The 16,203-nt window shown below is 63.7% G+C and carries 13 protein-coding genes and 1 tRNA gene; 9 read left to right on the top strand and 5 right to left on the bottom strand.

Translation table 11 applies throughout. The features are described 5' to 3' along the window. Positions 1 to 116: 116 nt before the first annotated feature. The gene (locus CWS35_RS40525) at positions 117 to 1,076 is read left to right on the top strand and encodes a PEP-CTERM sorting domain-containing protein (RefSeq protein WP_157817245.1); all 960 of its coding nucleotides are present in this window, start codon (positions 117 to 119) and stop codon (positions 1,074 to 1,076) included. A gap of 188 nt (positions 1,077 to 1,264) precedes the next feature. Here CWS35_RS40525 and CWS35_RS28065 read toward each other — a convergent pair. After that, a tRNA-Gln gene (locus CWS35_RS28065) sits at positions 1,265 to 1,338 on the bottom strand. 129 nt (positions 1,339 to 1,467) lie between these two features. On the opposite strand from CWS35_RS28065, the gene CWS35_RS40720 reads away from it, so the two are divergent. The 4 genes from CWS35_RS40720 (at position 1,468) to CWS35_RS28050 (ending at position 4,378) form a co-directional block, all read left to right on the top strand. Then, positions 1,468 to 1,725, top strand: a complete 258-nt coding sequence (locus CWS35_RS40720) for a hypothetical protein (RefSeq protein WP_371682806.1) — start codon at positions 1,468 to 1,470, stop codon at positions 1,723 to 1,725. Further along, positions 1,713 to 2,009, top strand: a complete 297-nt coding sequence (locus CWS35_RS28060) for a GNAT family N-acetyltransferase (protein ID WP_371682805.1) — start codon at positions 1,713 to 1,715, stop codon at positions 2,007 to 2,009. Before CWS35_RS40720 ends, CWS35_RS28060 begins: the two co-directional genes overlap by 13 nt. 103 nt (positions 2,010 to 2,112) lie before the next feature. Then, entirely contained in the window at positions 2,113 to 3,159 is a 1,047-nt protein-coding gene (locus CWS35_RS28055; RefSeq protein ID WP_100954925.1) for a cupin domain-containing protein, read from the top strand. A gap of 175 nt (positions 3,160 to 3,334) precedes the next feature. Beyond that, positions 3,335 to 4,378 carry a transporter substrate-binding domain-containing protein gene (locus CWS35_RS28050; protein ID WP_157817244.1) on the top strand — a complete coding sequence of 348 codons (1,044 nt, stop codon included), beginning with the start codon at positions 3,335 to 3,337 and terminating at the stop codon, positions 4,376 to 4,378. A 41-nt stretch (positions 4,379 to 4,419) separates the two neighbouring features. Here the strand turns inward: CWS35_RS28050 and CWS35_RS28045 are convergent, their stop codons facing one another. Beyond that, complete coding sequence (locus tag CWS35_RS28045) at positions 4,420 to 5,064, bottom strand: TetR/AcrR family transcriptional regulator (RefSeq protein ID WP_245438704.1); 645 nt, start codon at positions 5,062 to 5,064, stop codon at positions 4,420 to 4,422. Positions 5,065 to 5,177: 113 nt separating this feature from the next. Between CWS35_RS28045 and CWS35_RS28040 the strand changes: the two genes are divergently transcribed. Then, positions 5,178 to 7,466: an arylsulfatase gene (locus tag CWS35_RS28040; protein ID WP_100956725.1), complete on the top strand. Its 2,289-nt coding sequence runs from the start codon at positions 5,178 to 5,180 to the stop codon at positions 7,464 to 7,466. Between the two features lie 9 nt (positions 7,467 to 7,475). Here the strand turns inward: CWS35_RS28040 and CWS35_RS28035 are convergent, their stop codons facing one another. From CWS35_RS28035 to CWS35_RS28025, 3 genes are read right to left on the bottom strand one after another with little or no spacing between them, the layout of a single operon-like run. Continuing rightward, a complete protein-coding gene (locus CWS35_RS28035) occupies positions 7,476 to 8,033 on the bottom strand; it encodes an invasion associated locus B family protein (protein ID WP_024582204.1) in 558 nt (185 codons plus the stop codon). 57 nt (positions 8,034 to 8,090) lie between these two features. Beyond that, positions 8,091 to 11,237, bottom strand: coding sequence for an efflux RND transporter permease subunit (locus CWS35_RS28030; protein WP_024582203.1), 3,147 nt, complete (start codon positions 11,235 to 11,237; stop codon positions 8,091 to 8,093). After that, positions 11,234 to 12,403, bottom strand: a complete 1,170-nt coding sequence (locus tag CWS35_RS28025) for an efflux RND transporter periplasmic adaptor subunit (RefSeq protein ID WP_100954922.1) — start codon at positions 12,401 to 12,403, stop codon at positions 11,234 to 11,236. Before CWS35_RS28025 ends, CWS35_RS28030 begins: the two co-directional genes overlap by 4 nt. A 182-nt stretch (positions 12,404 to 12,585) precedes the next feature. Between CWS35_RS28025 and CWS35_RS28020 the strand changes: the two genes are divergently transcribed. The 3 genes from CWS35_RS28020 to CWS35_RS28010 all read left to right on the top strand — a co-directional run bounded on the left by CWS35_RS28020 (position 12,586) and on the right by CWS35_RS28010 (position 16,200). Beyond that, the gene (locus CWS35_RS28020; protein WP_100954921.1) at positions 12,586 to 13,047 is read left to right on the top strand and encodes a MarR family winged helix-turn-helix transcriptional regulator; all 462 of its coding nucleotides are present in this window, start codon (positions 12,586 to 12,588) and stop codon (positions 13,045 to 13,047) included. 92 nt (positions 13,048 to 13,139) lie between these two features. Continuing rightward, entirely contained in the window at positions 13,140 to 13,379 is a 240-nt protein-coding gene (locus CWS35_RS28015) for a hypothetical protein (RefSeq protein WP_100954920.1), read from the top strand. 259 nt (positions 13,380 to 13,638) lie between these two features. Further along, on the top strand, positions 13,639 to 16,200 hold the full coding sequence (locus CWS35_RS28010) for a TonB-dependent siderophore receptor (protein WP_100954919.1): 2,562 nt from the start codon (positions 13,639 to 13,641) through the stop codon (positions 16,198 to 16,200). The last annotated feature ends 3 nt before the right edge of the window (positions 16,201 to 16,203 follow it).

Below are 16,203 nucleotides of genomic sequence, written 5' to 3'. Positions count from 1 at the left end.
GTCGGTGTTGAACTCCGCTGAGATCGCCGCTGAATAGTGCCGGGCTACGCTGCGCTGCCGTCAGCCACGTCGTTGCCACGGCACTCGGAATTTTTTGGAAACAGGAAGGCACTTAAATGGTTTTCAGACTCGCATTCAAAATGACTGCACGGTCGACCATGATCGCACTGGGGTTGACGATGGCCTTTGCAGATCATGCATCCGCGGCTGTGTGTGGGGGAACGTTCTCGGCGACCGGCGGGGGAGTTCAGTGCACGGTCGGTCAAACGGGCCAATATCTCATCAACGCTGTCGGCGGCAGCGGCGGAGGCACCTCCAACAGTGCCGTACACGGTGGCTTCGGTGCCTCGGTTTCGGCTGAGTACTATCTCACGGCAGGTGAGGTCCTCGATCTCTACGTGGGCCAGGCTGGCGCATCGGCGCTATCGAGCGGCGGCGGCGGTGGTGGCTCGTTCGTCCTGATCGACAGTTCACGAACAGTCTTGCTGGTCGGCGGCGGCGGAGGCGGTGCGGGGTATAATGGCAATGGGACCAATGCCAGTTTGACACCTGATGGAACGGCAGCCTCTGTCAGCCAAGGGAGTGCGGGAGGAGCGGGCGGAACGGGTGGCTACGGCGGCGCATCCAATGGAGGCTCTGGAGGCGGTGGAGGCATCCTCGGGAACGGAGCAACCGGCAACGGATCCAGTGGCGGGGGTGGCGGCGGTAAGGGGCTGACAGGTTCGCCCGTGCTTGCGGGCGGCGCTCCGCGCGACAGCATAAGTGGAGCAGGTGGATTTGGCGGCGGCGGTGGTGCCGGCGCCGGCACCGGCGCCGGAGGCGGGTATAGCGGCGGCGGCGGAACATCGAGCTATGGTGGTTTCGGGGGAGGCGGCGGCAGCTTCGTGAACAACTCGTTCGAGGGCTACTTGTTCGTCAACCTGCCTGAATTGGCCAACACGCTGGGCGACGGTTTCATTACGATCGGCCTCGCGCCAAGCGTACCGGAGCCGTCGACCTGGGCAATGATGCTGCTGGGCTTTGCCGGTCTCGGATTTATGGCGTTCCGCCGGCGCGCGATTACGCCATTCACCTGATTCGCACACCACACCGGGTCGATGAAGCCGCCTTCGGGCGGCTTTTTCGTTGGCGCCCATTCCGTCGTTTCACTCCCGCTGTGCGCAGTTCACGAAGCAGGACGTCATTCCGAAGGTGTATGAAATTTGCCGAGGGGGCTCCGCGATCGGCGGATCAGTCGCTGATCCCTCATGGGAATCTAAGCGTTTGGCTGGGGAACCTGGATTCGAACCAAGACAAACAGAGTCAGAGTCTGTTGTGCTACCGTTACACCATTCCCCAAGATCTTTCCATGAAATCAACAGCTTAGCTGGATGTCTGGATATCTCGGTAGAGCGGGTCCGCCTGCCAAATCGGCGTCCGCGCGAGTGCGACCTTCTACCCGCTTGGTCCGGGGCTTGGCAAGCGTTGATGGCGGGCACGGACCCGAAAATCGCGAATCCGGCGAACTGTGGCCATCATCGCATCGAGGGTGGATTCACCCGGCGCAATCCACCATGGTTTCGCGCGTGTGACCTGGGGGTCTTGCGGCAGAGGTTTAAGGTGATGGACGAAATTCTGTATGCCCGCGAAGCATCGATCGGCGTTGACGAGTTCATCGAGGTGCTGCGCCAGTCGGGCCTCGGCGAGCGGCGTCCGCTGGGGATACCGACCGGATGGCGCGCATGATCGCCAATGCCAACCTGATCGTGACGGCGCGGAAGGCGGGCACGCTCGTCGGCGTCTCGCGCGCGCTGACGGATTTCGCCTATTGCTGTTACCTGTCCGATCTCGCGGTCGATCGCCAGCATCAGGGACACGGCATCGGCAAGCGCCTGATCGCGGAAACCCGGCGCCATGCCGGACCCGAGGCGATGTGCCTGCTGCTGTCGGCGCCCGACTCGATCGGGTTCTACAAGACGATCGGTATGCCGCAGCCGGACAACGCGTTTCTCTACAAGCGCGAGCGATAGGCTCGCGACCAGCTTCGCCGCCGTCACCCTTCATTCGTCGACAATTGACTTCCTTGGTTGCGGCCGTAGCCCTACGCTGCCGCCGCAACCGAAGGAGCGAGCGATGGCAGACGGGATTCATTATACGTCGTTGATCAACGGTCATACGTTGTTCAAGTCCGAGCTCGGCGGCGTCACGCGCGTAAGCGCGAAGGAACTACCGATCCTCAATCGGCTCTCCATCAAGCGGCTCGTGCTGGCGGCGGGATCGATCCGCGCGCCGCATTGGCACGCGAACTGCGCCGAGCTTGGCTATTGCGTGTCGGGCCGGGCACTGGTCTCGATCCTCGGCAATGGCAGCACCTTCTCCGCATTCCAGGTCGGTGCCGGGCAGATGTTCCTGGTCGAGAGCGGAGCCCTGCACGCGATCGAGAACATTGGCGACGGCGAGGCGGAGTTCATCCTGGCGTTCCGTCATGAGCAGCCGGAAGATTTCTCGCTCGCGGGAGCCTTCGGCGCGATGACCGATGCCGTGCTTGGCAATGCGTACGGTATGCCGGCCGCGATCTTCGCCGCGATTCCACGAACCACCGATGGCGCCTATCTGCTCCGTCGCGAAGGACCGCCGCTCGTCCCGGCCTCAGCCGACCTCGGCAATCCGCACAAATTCGACGTCGAGCGCCAGTCGGCCCCGGTCGAACTCGGCTACGGCTCGGCGCGACTGGCGCGCGACCAGTTCTGGCCCGCGCTCAAGGACATCTCGATGTACTCGTTGCGCATCACAGCCGACGGCATGCGCGAGCCGCATTGGCACCCCGAAACGGCCGAGATGGGCTACGTGCAGAGCGGGCACGCGAAGATGACCGTTCAGAATCCCGACGGCTCGATCGATAGCTGGGAGCTGGCGCCGGGCGACGTCTACTTCATCCCGCGCGCCTATCCACATCACATCGAGGTGTTGGACAATGACGAGATCCACTTCCTGATTTTCTTCGACCAGCCGACCCCGGGTGACGTCGGATTCCGTGCCTCGACCTCGGCGTTCTCGGTACCGGTGCTGGCGGCGATGCTTGGCGTGCCGGTCGGCCGGTTGCCGCAATTTCCGCGCACCGTCGCCGATCCGCTGATCGTGCAGCGCGTCAATCCGGAAGGACATTTCGATCGGGGTTGAGCGGCGCGCCGCGATCGTCCCGAGGCTGACGGCTGCGCTGCACGGGCGATATATCCGTCATCGAACGGCGCTACCGTGCCGTATGAATTTCGGACGTTGCATTTTCATCCCCTGCATTGCCTGTCGCTTCATTGCCATACGGGCCGGCCTTTGCTGGCTGTTGCTGACCGTCTCCGTGAGCATTGGGGTCGGCGCCGAGTCCGGCACGACGATGCCGCTGCGCGTCGCGATCTACGATGTCGAGCCATATGGTGGAAAGGGCAGCGACGGCCTGTTCGATGGTGCTAGTGTCGAGCTTTGGCGGCGCGTCGCGGAGGATTGTCACTGGCCGTATCAGCTCACGCTGATCTCGCGGCTCGATGACTTGCTGTCGGGACTGGAGGCGCACCGCTACGATGTCGGGATCGGCGCCATCACGATCACGTCCGAGCGTCTGACGCGGGTCGACTTCTCGTATCCGACGCATCGGTCCGGCGTGGCCGCCGTGTTCGCGAAAAGGACCGGAGCCGCGTCCGCGTTCCATGACTATGGCACGGCCGCGGGCGAACTCGGGATTCTGATCGGCGCCATCTTCATCTTGCTTGCGATCATCGGCGTGCTGATGTGGTGGTTCGAGCGGCCGCATGCCGGCAAGGACGGTTCGACGGAAACCGCATCATCGGTGACGTCGTGGCACGAGGGCGTGTACTGGGCGGTGGTGACGATGACGACGGTCGGCTACGGCGACAAGACGCCGAAGACCCATCTTGGCCGCGCGCTTGCCGTGCTCTGGATGGTTGGAAGCCTGGTGCTGGTATCGCTGTTGACGACCAATTTGATCGCGCGGATCACCGTCAGCCGCGTCGAAGGCATTATCGCCAATCGCACCGGAGATCTGACCGGCAAGCGGCTCGTCGCGGTGTCAGGTTCGTCCGGCGCCGAATATCTCGATGACCAGCGCCTGGCCTATCAGAAGTTCGACAATCTGCCGGACGCGCTCGGAGCCGTCGCCTCCGGCAAGGCGGATGCCGTGGTCAACAGCATCGGCGCCCTGCAATATCTGGTCAGAACGCGCTTTGCGGATCGCCTTGACCCTCCGCACGGCGTGCTGGCGCCCGCCTATATGGCGTTTGCGCTGCCGATGAATTCCGAGTTGAAGCGGCCACTGGATCGCGCCCTGACCGTCGTCTCCGCGAACCCCGAGTGGCGGTCGGTCGAGGACACGTATTTTGGTCAGTGAGAAGGTTCGCTGCGCGCACGTCGAGGCGCGCGAGGCCGTGACTACGCCATCTCCGCCTTCAGCAGTAGCAGCAGGCAATCGGCCAGCCGCGTCTCGATCTCCTTGTCGCGCAGCGAGAGCGGGCCGGGATCGTTGAGGATCGCGTTGACGAGCGTGCCGAGCACGACCTGGAAGCCGAAGGCGATGGCGCGGGTCTTCGCCGCCTTGCGGCCCTTGCCCATCGCACGCAACAGGAGAGGGGTGGCGTGCTCGGTGGTCGCACGCGCAAGGCTCTTGAACGTCGTCCACCTGTCCGGTCGGGTGTCATCGTGCTGGAGCGCCGCGCGCAGCACGCCCTCGTGGGCGCGGATCCAGCCGACCACGCCTGACACGACGCGGCGGCAGAGGTCGTCGAGCACGACATCGCTCGCGGGGCGGTCCATCCGGGCCAGATGCCGCGCGCCGTCCTGCGCGGCGAGCGCGATCAGCGCGTTGAAATAGGCGTCTTTGCTCTCGAAGCGGCTGTAGAAGGCGCCGACCGTGGCGCCGACCTTGCCGCACAGGGCTTCGATTGACAGTTCCGCGAGGCTCCGCGTCCGTAACAATTCGGCGCCCGCCTGAAGCAGCGCCAGCGTCGTCTCGCGGCTGCGCTTCTGGCGCGAGGGGGTGACGCCGGGAAGGTCGAACTGCTCCGAAAGCCGCGGCATTCGCGCTTGCATCTCCTGATTTCAATAATCATAATTCGGATTATGATTTGAGGCAATCCGCCGGGACGAACAGCGGGGCAACCGCCGATGTCGGCGAGGACAGGGAGAGCGCCATGAGCGAGCATCGGAAGCCGCCGTTCGGCGGCAGCATCGGCAAGACGGTCGCGACCTCGAAGCCGTGGTGGCCCGACGCGCGTCGGCCGCCGGCCGGCGCGCCCAACATCCTGGTCGTGCTGTTCGACGATGTCGGGTTCTCCGATCTCGGCTGCTACGGCTCGCCGATCCGGACGCCGACCATCGACCGGCTTGCTGCCGAGGGCCTGCGCTACAGCGGCTTTCACACCACCGCGATGTGCTCGACCACGCGCGCGGCGCTGCTCACCGGGCGCAACCATCATTCGGTCGGCGTCGGCTGCCTCGCCAATTTCGATTCCGGCTATCCGGGCTATCGCGGCAAGATCGCGCGCGAGGCGGGGACGCTCGCCGAGATGCTGCGGCAGCACGGCTATCGCAACTACATGGTCGGCAAATGGCATGTGACGCCGCTGACCGAGAGCGGCGCCACCGGTCCGTTCGACGGCTGGCCGCTCGGTCGCGGCTTCGATCGCTTCTACGGCTTCCTCGACGCGGAGACCGACCAGTATGCACCGGAGCTGGTGTCCGACAACACGCATGTTGATCCTCCCGGCAATTACGGGACCGGCTACCATCTCACGTCGGATCTGGTCGACCAGTCGATCCGCTTCATCGCCGATCATGTGGCCGACCGTCCCGACCTGCCATGGCTGACCTGGCTTGCGCTCGGCGCCTGTCATGCGCCGCATCAGGCGCCGGCCGACATCATCAAGAGCTATGACGCCACCTTCGCCCACGGCTGGGATGTTGAGCGCGAGCAGCGGATGGCGCGGCAGAAGGCGATGGGACTGGTGCCGGCAGCCACCAGGATGCCGGCGCGAAACGACGGCGTAAAGGCGTGGGACGAGCATTCCGCCGACGAGCGGCGCGTGTTCACGCGGTTGCAGGCGGCCTATGCCGGCATGCTCGACCATGCCGACCAGCATCTGGCGCGGCTGATCGGATTTCTCGACACGGCCGGCATCCGCGACAACACGCTCGTGGTCGTGATGTCGGACAATGGCGCCAGCCAGGAGGGCGGCCCGCTCGGCTTCGTCAACGCGATGGGGCCGTATAATTTCCGGCCCGAGCCGGTGCCTGTCAAATTGCAGCGGATCGACGACATCGGCGGGCCGGACACGCACTCGAACTTTCCGCACGGCTGGGCCATGGCCTCGAACACGCCGTTGCGGCGCTACAAGCAGAACACCCATGGCGGCGGCATTCGCGATCCCTTCGTGATGAGCTGGCCGAAGCGCATCAAAGCCAAGGGCGAGCTGCGCCATCAGTTCGTCCATGCCTGCGACCTGACGCCGACGCTGCTCGATCTGATTGGCGTCTCCGCGCCGGCCGAGATCGGCGGTTGTCCGCAAATGCCGCTCGAGGGCGAGAGCTTTGCGAAGTCCATCGATGACGCGTCGGCGCCGTCGAAGACGTCGGCGCAGTATTTCGAGATGTTCGGCCATCGCGGGCTCTGGAAGGATGGCTGGAAAGCAGTGTCGTTTCATCCGTCAGGCACGCCGTTCGAGAACGACAAATGGGAGCTGTTCCATCTCGATCGGGACTTCTCCGAGGTGGACGACCTCGCGGCCACGGAGCCCGAGCGCCTCGAGCAGATGATCAAACTGTGGTGGAGCGAGGCGGAGGCGCACAACGTGCTGCCGCTCGATGATCGCTTTGGACCGCGGTTTGCCGAGAATGCGGCACGCTTCCACGGCGCGCGGACGAAATTCACCTTCCATGCCGGCATGGGGCACGTGCCGACCGATGTCGCGCCCGACGTGCGCAGCCGCAGCTACAGCATCGAAGCGCAGGTCGAGATCGGGGACGGCGGCGCCGAGGGCGTCCTGATCGCACATGGCGATGCCACCTCGGGCTACAGCCTCTACATCAAGGACGGCTTTCTGGTGCACGACCTGAATGTCGGCGGCGGCCACGAACTGGTGACGTCAAGCCGCAAGGTGGCTGCGGGTGCGCACCGGCTCGGCGTGCATGTCGAGCGGCTGCTGCGCAAGGAGCCGCCGGCCAAGGGCGCGCGGACCGGCGTCAGCGAATACACGTTGACGATCGATGGCGAGCCGGTCGGATCGATGCAGACCCAGCTCGGCTTCCACAATTTCATCTCATGGTCCGGGCTCGACATCGGGCGCGATCGCGGCAGTCCGGTCTCACGCTACGAGGCGCCGTTCGAGTTCACCGGCAAGCTGTTGCAGGTGACGGTCGTCATGCATGACGACCAGAAGCTCGACGGCGACGGCGTCGGCAATGCGCAGATGGCGCGGCAGTAAGGCGCCGCGCTACTTGATCCTGTCGTAGACCGTCGCGAAGTCGGCCAGCGGCATCGGGATGCTGATGGTCTCCTTGCCGAGATTCTGGAACGAGACCTTGAGTTGCTTGCCCGATTTCAGCTGGGCCAGGACGTCGGCGGCGATCGGCGCGTTGATGTAGCAGCCGCGCGCTTCGCAGGTCTGGATCGGCACATCGACGGCCTTGCCGTCGTCGACCTGCAGCTTGGCGCCGGCCGGCAGGTTCAGTCCGAGCGGCAGCTGGACGAGCGCGACCGGTGTGCGGGTGTCGCCGGGGACGCGGATGTTGACCAGCACGATGAGCTGGCCGGTCTTGGTGAGCACCGCGGTCTGTTCCATGGCACATTCGAGCGGCGCGTCGCGGCTCGCGCTGGTGCAGCGCGCAACCCAGCCGGTGTTGTTGCCCGAGCCATCGCCTTGAGGAGCGGGCGGAGCGGCCGCCGGAACCGGGGCGGGCGCATTCTTGCCCTTGGGTGCCTGGGCATGACCGGAGCCGACCGCGGCGAACACGGCCAACAGGACGGCGAGCGACGTTGCGACAATCTTCACGATACCGGCTCCGACATGAACATCTTTCGGATGTGCCGGGAAGCGGGCAAAGTCAAGTCACTCGGCGGCCTGCTTGACCGATCCGTCTTCGCCGTCGCCGGCGTCATGGTCCGCGCGCGGCGAGCGGCCCCAATTGGCAAACGCGTTGGAGAGCTTGTCAAGATAGAGATAGACGACCGGCGTCGTGAACAACGTCAGCGCCTGGCTGACGATCAGTCCGCCGACCATGGCGTAGCCCAGCGGCTGGCGGATTTCCGAGCCGGTGCCGGTCCCCAGCATCAGCGGCACGCCGCCCAACATCGCCGCCATCGTCGTCATCATGATCGGGCGGAAGCGGAGCAGGGCGGCCTGGCGGATCGCCGCCACCGGTTCCATGTGCTGATCGCGCTCGGCGGCGATCGCGAAGTCGACCATCATGATGCCGTTCTTCTTCACGATGCCGATCAACAGGATGATGCCGATCAGCGCGATCAGCGAGAAGTCGAAGCCGGCCGCCATCAGGATCGCCAGCGCGCCGACGCCGGCCGAAGGCAGCGTCGACAGAATGGTGATCGGGTGGATGTAGCTCTCGTAGAGAATGCCGAGGATCAGATAGACCACCACGAGCGCCGCCAGGATCAGCAGCGGCACGGTCGACAGCGATTGCTGGAAGGCCTGCGCGGTGCCCTGGAAGCTCGAGCTCAGGGTCGGCGGCGCGCCGAGGTCGACCATCGCCTTCTGGACCGCCTCCGTCGCCTGGCCGAGCGCGACGCCCTGCGCCAGGTTGAAAGAGATGGTGATCGCCGGGAATTGGCCCTGATGGCTGATCGACAGCGGCCGCACCGGCACGGTGGTCCACTTCGCAAAGGTCGACAGCGGCACCTGTTCGCCGGTCAGCGGCGACTTGATGTAGATGTTGTTCAGCGTATCGACCGAGCCCTGCAACTCGGGCAGCACCTCGAGGATGACGTGGTAGCTGTTGAGCTGGGTGAAGTACTGCGTCACCTGGCGCTGGCCGAACGCGTCATACAGCGTATCGTCGATCAGCTGCGGCTGGATGCCATAGCGAGAGGCGGTGTCGCGGTTGATCTTCAATTCGAGCGTGGTGCCGCTGCTCTGCTGGTCGGTGGCGACGTCGCGCAGTTGCGGCAGCGTCTGCATCTTGCTCAGAATCTTCGGCGCCCATTCGTTCAGTTCGGCGAGGTTGGCGTCCTGCAACGTGAACTCGAACTGGGTGCGGGTCGGGCGGCCGCCAAGGCGCACGTCTTGCGCGGCCTGCATGAACAGGCGGGCGCCCAGCACCTTTTCCAGCTTCGGGCGCAGCCGGGCAATGATCTGCTGCGCATTGGCGTCGCGCTCGCTCAGGGGCTTCAGCGTGATGAACATGTTGCCGTTGTTGCCGGCGCGGCCGCTGCCGCCGATCGCCATTGCCACCGTAGCGACGCCCGGATCCTGCATGACGATCTTGCTGAGCTCTTCCTGCTTGCCTTTCATGTCCGCGAAGGAAATGTCCTGGCCGGCTTCCGAGGTCGCGCTGATCAGGCCGACGTCCTGCTGCGGGAAGAAGCCCTTCGGGATGATGACGAACATGTAGATCGACAGCGCCAGGGTGGCGAAGAAGATCAACAACGTCGTGCGCTTCCAGCGCAGGGCAATGTCGAGCACGGTCTCATAGCCGCGCAGCATGGCATCGAAGCCGCGCTCGCTGAGCTTGTAGAGACGGCCGTGCCGTTCCTCATTGTGGGCGCGCAGGAAGCGCGAGGCCATCATCGGGGTCAATGTCAGCGACACGAACATCGAGACGAAGATCGTCATCGCCAGCACGACGGCGAACTCGCGGAACAGGCGGCCGATGATGCCGCCCATCAGCAGCAGCGGGATCAGCACGGCGACCAGCGAGATGCTGATCGAGACGATGGTGAAGCCGATCTCGCTCGAGCCCTTGAAGGCGGCCGCCATCGGCTTCTCGCCTTCCTCGATATAGCGGCTGATGTTCTCCAGCATCACGATGGCGTCGTCGACGACGAAGCCGACCGCGATCGTCAGCGCCATCAGCGACAGATTGTCCAGCGTGTAGCCGAACACCCACATCAGCGCGCAGGCGCCGAGCAACGCCAATGGCACCGTCACGGCGGGGATCACGGTCGCCCAGAAGCTGCGCAGGAAGGCGAAGATCACCATCACGACCAGGAAGATGGTCAGGAGCAGGGTGAACTGGACGTCCTCCACCGCGGCGCGGATCGTGGTGGTGCGGTCGGAGATCACCTCGATCTTGACCGCCGGCGGAATCGCGGCGACCAGGCGGGGCAGTGCCGCCTTGATCTTGTCGACGGTGTCGATGACGTTGGCGCCGGGCTGCTTGAAGACGACGAGGAACACGCCGCGCTTGCCATTGGCCCAGGCGGCCTGCTTGGCGTCCTCCGGCCCGGTGACGGCCTGGCCGATGTCACGGATGCGCAGCGGCCCGCCATTGCGGTAGGCGATGATGACGTCGTTCCAGGGCTCCGCGGTGAGCAACTGGTCGTTGGCATAGATGGTGTAGGCGCGGGTGGCGCCGTCGATATTGCCCTTCGGGCTGTCGACGGTGGCGATATTGATCGCGGCGCGGACGTCTTCCAGCGACAGGCCCTTGGCGACCAGCTTGGCGGGATCGATCTGGACCCGGACCGACGGCTTCTGCTGACCGCCGATGATGACCTGCGCGACGCCGGAAATCTGGCTGATCTGCTGGGCAAGCTGGGCGTCCACGGCGTCGCTGACCGTGGTCAGCGGCAGCGTCTCCGAGGTTGCCGACAGCAGCATGATCGGCGCGTCCGCCGGGTTGACCTTGCGATAGGTCGGCGGCGAGGGGAGGCTCTTCGGCAATTGGCCGCTGGCGGCGTTGATGGCAGCCTGGACGTCGTTGGCAGCGCCGTCGATCGAGCGGTTGAGGTCGAACTGGATGGTGACCGACGCCGTGCCGAGATAGCTCGTCGAGGTCATCTGCGCGATGCCGGGGATCTGCGCGAACTGGCGCTCCAGCGGCTGCGCGACCGAGGTCGCCATCGTCTCCGGGCTGCCGCCCGGGAGCGTCGCGGTGATCTGGATGGTCGGGAAGTCGACCTGCGGCAGCGGCGCGACCGGTAGCAGCGGATAGGCGACGAGGCCGACGAACAGGATGCCGGCCATCAGCAGCGAGGTGCCGATCGGGAAGCGAATGAATGGTGCGGAAATTCCGTCGCTCATTCCTGCGTAACCTTCGACTGGGACGGATCCGAGCTCGCCACCGCCGTGGTCACCAGGGTTCCCGGCGAGACCTTGTACTGGCCCGCGGTGATCACCTGTTGCCCCGGCGACAGGCCCTCGTCGATCACCGACTTGCCGTCGATCGACTGGCTGACCTTGATCTTGCGAAGCTCGGCCTTGTTCTCCTGATTGACAGAATAGGCGTAGAGGCCATCGGTGCCATGCTGCACCGCGTCATCGGGGACGACGGTGGCATCCTTCAAGGTTCTGACCAGGAGCCGGGTCGCGACCGACTGGCCCGGCCACAGCGCATGATCCTTGTTATCAAACACCGCCTTCAGCCGAACAGTCCCGCTCGTGGTGTCGACCTGATTGTTGATCAGTGCCAGCGCGCCGGTGGACAGCACCCGCTTGCCGTCGGTGGTCAGCGCAATGGTCTTGGGCGGCGCCACGGCCAGGGCTGCCTTGATATCGGGCAACTGGTCCTCAGGGGCGGTGAAGATCACGGTAATGGGCTCGATCTGGGTGATCGTCACGATGCCGGTCTGCGCCGAGGCATTGACGATGTTGCCGATATCGACCAGTCGCAGGCCGACGATGCCGTCGATCGGGGACTTCACGGTGGCGTAGTCGAGCTGGGTCTGGGCGTTGAAGATGGCGGCATCATCGGCCGCGATCTGGGCGGTGAGCTGGGCCACCGTGGAGCGCTGGGTGTCGAGCTGCTGGCGGGTCGCGAACTCGCCGAGCTTGGTGTAGCGCTGCAAATCGAGGTTGGCGTTGGCGAGATTGGCCTCGTCCTGGGCCTTCTTGGCCTTGGCCTGGTCGAGCGTCGCCTGATAGGGCCGCGGATCGATCTCGACCAGGGTGTCGCCGGCCTTGACGAACTGGCCTTCCTTGAAGGCGATCTTGGTGATCTGGCCGTCGACCCGGGTGCGGACCTGGACCGTGTTGAAGGCCTGCACCGTGCCGAGACCGGTCAGGTAGACCGGGAAGTCGGCCTTCTCGACCGGCGAGATCTTCACCGGAACCGCCGGCCGTTGGGCGGCGCGCTTCTGCGCAGCTTCGGCCGCCCGCTGGTTGTCCGTGTACTTCTGCCAGCCGAAATAACCGGCCGTGCCAAGCGCCGCGATCACTAAAACCCAACCGATGGAGCGTGACTTTGACATGCGGACTCTTAGGTTCGACGTAACAATAAAGGGTGATTGAAACGGTTCACAGAGCTTGCGGATATAATATGCGTGCACTTAATGTGTAAACACACCAAGGCTTGAGAATCCTAAACATTTGGAAAGGTTTAGGTCAGAAACGAGTGGAAACAATCCGTCTGGGAAACACACCGAGGACCCCTATGTCGCTCGATCTCAAACGCCAGTTCATTGCGCAGCTCGTCGAGAGTTCGAGGCTGTTGCGCAACTATATCGATCATCGTGCCAAGGCGCGAGGGACTACGCGCGCCCAGTGGATCGTGCTGTTCCGTCTGCGCGAGCAGGAGGGGCTGTCCCAGGTCGACCTCGCCGACGTGCTCGAATTACAGCCGATCTCGCTGGTGCGTCTGCTCGATCGCCTCGTCGAGCACGATCTGCTCGAACGCCGTTCCGATCCCAGGGATCGCCGCGCCAATCGGCTGTTCCTGACCAGAAGCGGGCGCCGCCTGGTCGACGATCTCGACAGTCTGCGCGATGCAATCGCCTGTGACGTGCTGCGCGACGTATCGGACAAGCATGTCGAGAGTGGCCTCGCCACGCTCCACGCGGTGAAGGACCGCATCAAGGCGCTTGGCGATGAGGCCGAGCACATCGCTGCGAAGTAGCGTTCAGCGGCTGCCGCCTGCGCGACCCGGTTGAAACGCATCGGGTTGTCGTTCATATCGCGCAACGACGACGCGAGACGACGGGGGCGGCGATGGATGAGTTGAACGGGCGGATGATGGCTTGCCAGATCCTGGTCACCGGATTGATCGCGCGCGTCGCCAACGAGCAGCGCGATCCGCTGCGGTTTCTCACCGACTTCCGCGACGAGATCAAAGCGGTGGTCAATGGGGTCAATATCGCCGGGCTCGAGAACAGCGATCGGGTCCGGCAGGTTGCGCAACGGACCATCGATGAGTTGTTCGCGCTGATGAAGCCGCCGAGCGCCGAGTGATTGGTGTCATTTCCGCGAGCTCGTGCACTGGCCTCGCCAATTTCAGCCGGTCTCATCTTTAGAATAGTTATAAGAATGCTTCAAAACTACGATTAGAACGATTTCAAGCTTCAGATTAGAATCACTTTGAACTGAGGCGATTCAAGCCAACTGTGGCGCCGATTGCATTGATAAGGAAAGTCGCGCTCGATACCGAGGGGTGACAGTTCGTCGCAGCTTCATTTCGCGAACGAACTTGCTTTTTGGGGGCGTGAAAGAAATGAGCAATGTGAAGGCGCCGAGATCGTTGCGTTTCGAGACAGCGATCGGTTCGGCTGATGAGACGGGTTATTCCGCTGCAAAAGTATCCGCAGTCGCGAGTTTGATCGCGGTGGCATCCTTTTCGGGCGCCGAAGCACAGCAATCCAACCTGCCGCCGGTAAACGTCGATGCCCCGGTCGCACGTCCGCGCCCGGTCACGTCAAAGCCCACATCGGATCAGGTCCGCGCCCGCAACGCGCTGCGACGTGCGCGACGCAGCAGCCAGCAGGCGCAGCAGGCACCGGTGCCGTTTCCGAACGCTGGTGGTCTGACCGCTGACCGCAATCCCTATGCGGACCCGGCCGCGCCTTACAAGGGCGACCACTTGCAGGCGTCCGGGAAGTTTCCCGAGCCGCTCCTGAACACGCCGAAGACGGTTACGGTGTTGAGCAAGGAAGTGCTGGCTGACGAGAATGCTACTTCGTTGAAGCAGGCCGTTCTGAATACGGCTGGCGTCACCCTCGGTACCGGTGAGGGCGGCAATGCGTTCGGCGATCGGTTCTTCGTTCGCGGCTTCGATACCCGTAACGACGTCTTCGTCGACGGAGTGCGCGACTCCGGCGTCAGCGTCCGCGAGAACTTTTTCACCGAGCAGGTCGAAATTCTGCGCGGACCTGGTTCGTCGTTCGCGGGCCGCGGCACGACCGGCGGTGCGATCAATATCGTCACCAAGCAGGCGACCACTGAGAAGTCGTTCTACAATATGGACACGACGTATGCGAGCGACGCCACCAAGCGAGTCACGCTCGACGTCAACCAGGTGATCAGCCCTACCTTGGCCATTCGTGCTGGCGGTGTGTATCAGGATGCGGGCGTCGAAGGCCGGAGCTTCATCACGGACAATCGCGGCGGCGGCTTTGTGGCGCTGACATGGAAACCGGTCGATGCGGTGAAGGTGACTGCGGACTACGTTCACACCGATATCCACGGCATGCCGGACTTCGGCGTGCCATACCTGCGGACCGGACCCACCAACGCCCTTGGTCAATACACGACGACCGCCGGCGGCCCGGCCCCGGAATATGGCGTCAATCGCGACAACTTCTACGGCTTCGTTAACCGCGACTTCTTCGAAGTCCATCAGGACATCGCCACGGTCAATGCCGAAGTGAAGATCACGCCCGATCTGACCTTCAGCAACAAAGTTCGGGGCTCGGAGTCGCTGCTGAACTACATCGGTACGATTCCGGAGTCGCCGAACGTCGTAGGCAACACGCTGACCGCCAACACGCTGAGCCGCTATCAGCCGACGGACGTCGTCGCCAACCAGAGCGAGTTCACGTACAAGTTCGACACCGGACCGTGGCGTCACACCGCGGTTGCCGGCGTCGAGGTCTCGCGCGAAACATCCAGCATCGACACGTATAGTGGTCTCAACGGTGAGAGCAACAACGGTATCGTGGTCAACGCCAGTGGTTCGCCGACCAATGTGAGCATCACCAATCCGCAATTCACTTTCGCGACGTTCCCGACGGTGCCCACCCTCACAGGCAAGCCGACGCAAATCGCGATCGATACGACGAGCGGCTATCTGCTCGATTCCGTCAATTACCGCGATCTGCTCATCGTCAATGGCGGTGTCCGCTTCGACGACTACAGCATCAAGGTTGGCGGCTACGGTACGTCAGGCAAGGCGGCCGGTGTTTTTGGATCGCAGGCCGCGGATTTCGGCATGCCGAACTTCAATCTTGGCCTGACTCTGAAGCCGCTGCCGATCACCAGTGTCTATGTGGCCTATGCGACGTCATCCGACCCTGTTGGTTCCGAATTTGACGGCACCAGCGCGGCCTATGGAGGACTTGCGCCGGTCCTCAATGGTGGCTCGAACCAGATTTTCGGGCCGATGAAGAACAGTGCGATCGAGATCGGTAACAAATGGGAGCTGTTTGATCGCCATTTGCTCGTGAGCGGCGCGCTGTTCCAGACCGACGTCACCAACGCGCGTGAGTCGGTGAACATCACCTCGACGGCAAACCAGACCGCTGCTTGCCCCTACAACGTTTCGATAGGAGGCACGCAGCCTTGCATCAGCGCCGGCGCAGCCTATCGGATCCGCGGCATCGATCTCGAGGTCGCCGGCAAGATCACTGACAAATGGAGCGTGTTCGGCGGCTTGGTGCTGATGAAGTCGGAGGTAACCAAGTCCCTGGTCGCGCCGGCCGACCCTGCATTGTACAGCTCGAACGTGGGCCTGCCGCTGGCCAACATCGCCCATCAATCGTTCAGCCTGCTCAGCAAATATCAGATCGACGACAGGTGGGAGGTCGGTGGCCAAGCCGTCTATCGTTCCAAGATGTACGGCGGCACCTTGCTTGCCGCAAACCAGGGCACCGCGTTGCCGAGTTTCTGGCGCTTCGACACCTTCGCGGAAGCGAAGATCGACAAGAACTGGACGGCGAAGCTGTTCGTCAACAACATCTTCAACAAGCTCTACTACACCGCCTTCTATCAAAGTGCGGCGCCGTTCACGCTCGAGGCGCCTGGCCGCACCGTGGCGGTGGTGCTCTCTGCGCGTTACTGACGG

It is taken from the genome of Bradyrhizobium sp. SK17 (assembly GCF_002831585.1).
Lineage (GTDB): Bacteria > Pseudomonadota > Alphaproteobacteria > Rhizobiales > Xanthobacteraceae > Bradyrhizobium.
This window is presented reverse-complemented; position numbering and strand designations above follow the sequence as displayed.

Excerpts from the sequence above, each read along its gene's own strand:
- CWS35_RS40525 (WP_157817245.1), top strand. The coding sequence starts at position 117 with ATGGTTTTCAGACTCGCATTCAAAATGACTGCACGGTCGACCATGATC.
- CWS35_RS40720 (WP_371682806.1), top strand. The coding sequence starts at position 1,468 with ATGGCGGGCACGGACCCGAAAATCGCGAATCCGGCGAACTGTGGCCAT.
- CWS35_RS28060 (WP_371682805.1), top strand. The coding sequence starts at position 1,713 with ATGGCGCGCATGATCGCCAATGCCAACCTGATCGTGACGGCGCGGAAG.
- CWS35_RS28055 (WP_100954925.1), top strand. The coding sequence starts at position 2,113 with ATGGCAGACGGGATTCATTATACGTCGTTGATCAACGGTCATACGTTG.
- CWS35_RS28045 (WP_245438704.1), bottom strand. The coding sequence starts at position 5,064 with ATGCCGCGGCTTTCGGAGCAGTTCGACCTTCCCGGCGTCACCCCCTCG.
- CWS35_RS28040 (WP_100956725.1), top strand. The coding sequence starts at position 5,178 with ATGAGCGAGCATCGGAAGCCGCCGTTCGGCGGCAGCATCGGCAAGACG.
- CWS35_RS28030 (WP_024582203.1), bottom strand. The coding sequence starts at position 11,237 with ATGAGCGACGGAATTTCCGCACCATTCATTCGCTTCCCGATCGGCACC.
- CWS35_RS28025 (WP_100954922.1), bottom strand. The coding sequence starts at position 12,403 with ATGTCAAAGTCACGCTCCATCGGTTGGGTTTTAGTGATCGCGGCGCTT.
- CWS35_RS28020 (WP_100954921.1), top strand. The coding sequence starts at position 12,586 with ATGTCGCTCGATCTCAAACGCCAGTTCATTGCGCAGCTCGTCGAGAGT.
- CWS35_RS28015 (WP_100954920.1), top strand. The coding sequence starts at position 13,140 with ATGGATGAGTTGAACGGGCGGATGATGGCTTGCCAGATCCTGGTCACC.
- CWS35_RS28010 (WP_100954919.1), top strand. The coding sequence starts at position 13,639 with ATGAGCAATGTGAAGGCGCCGAGATCGTTGCGTTTCGAGACAGCGATC.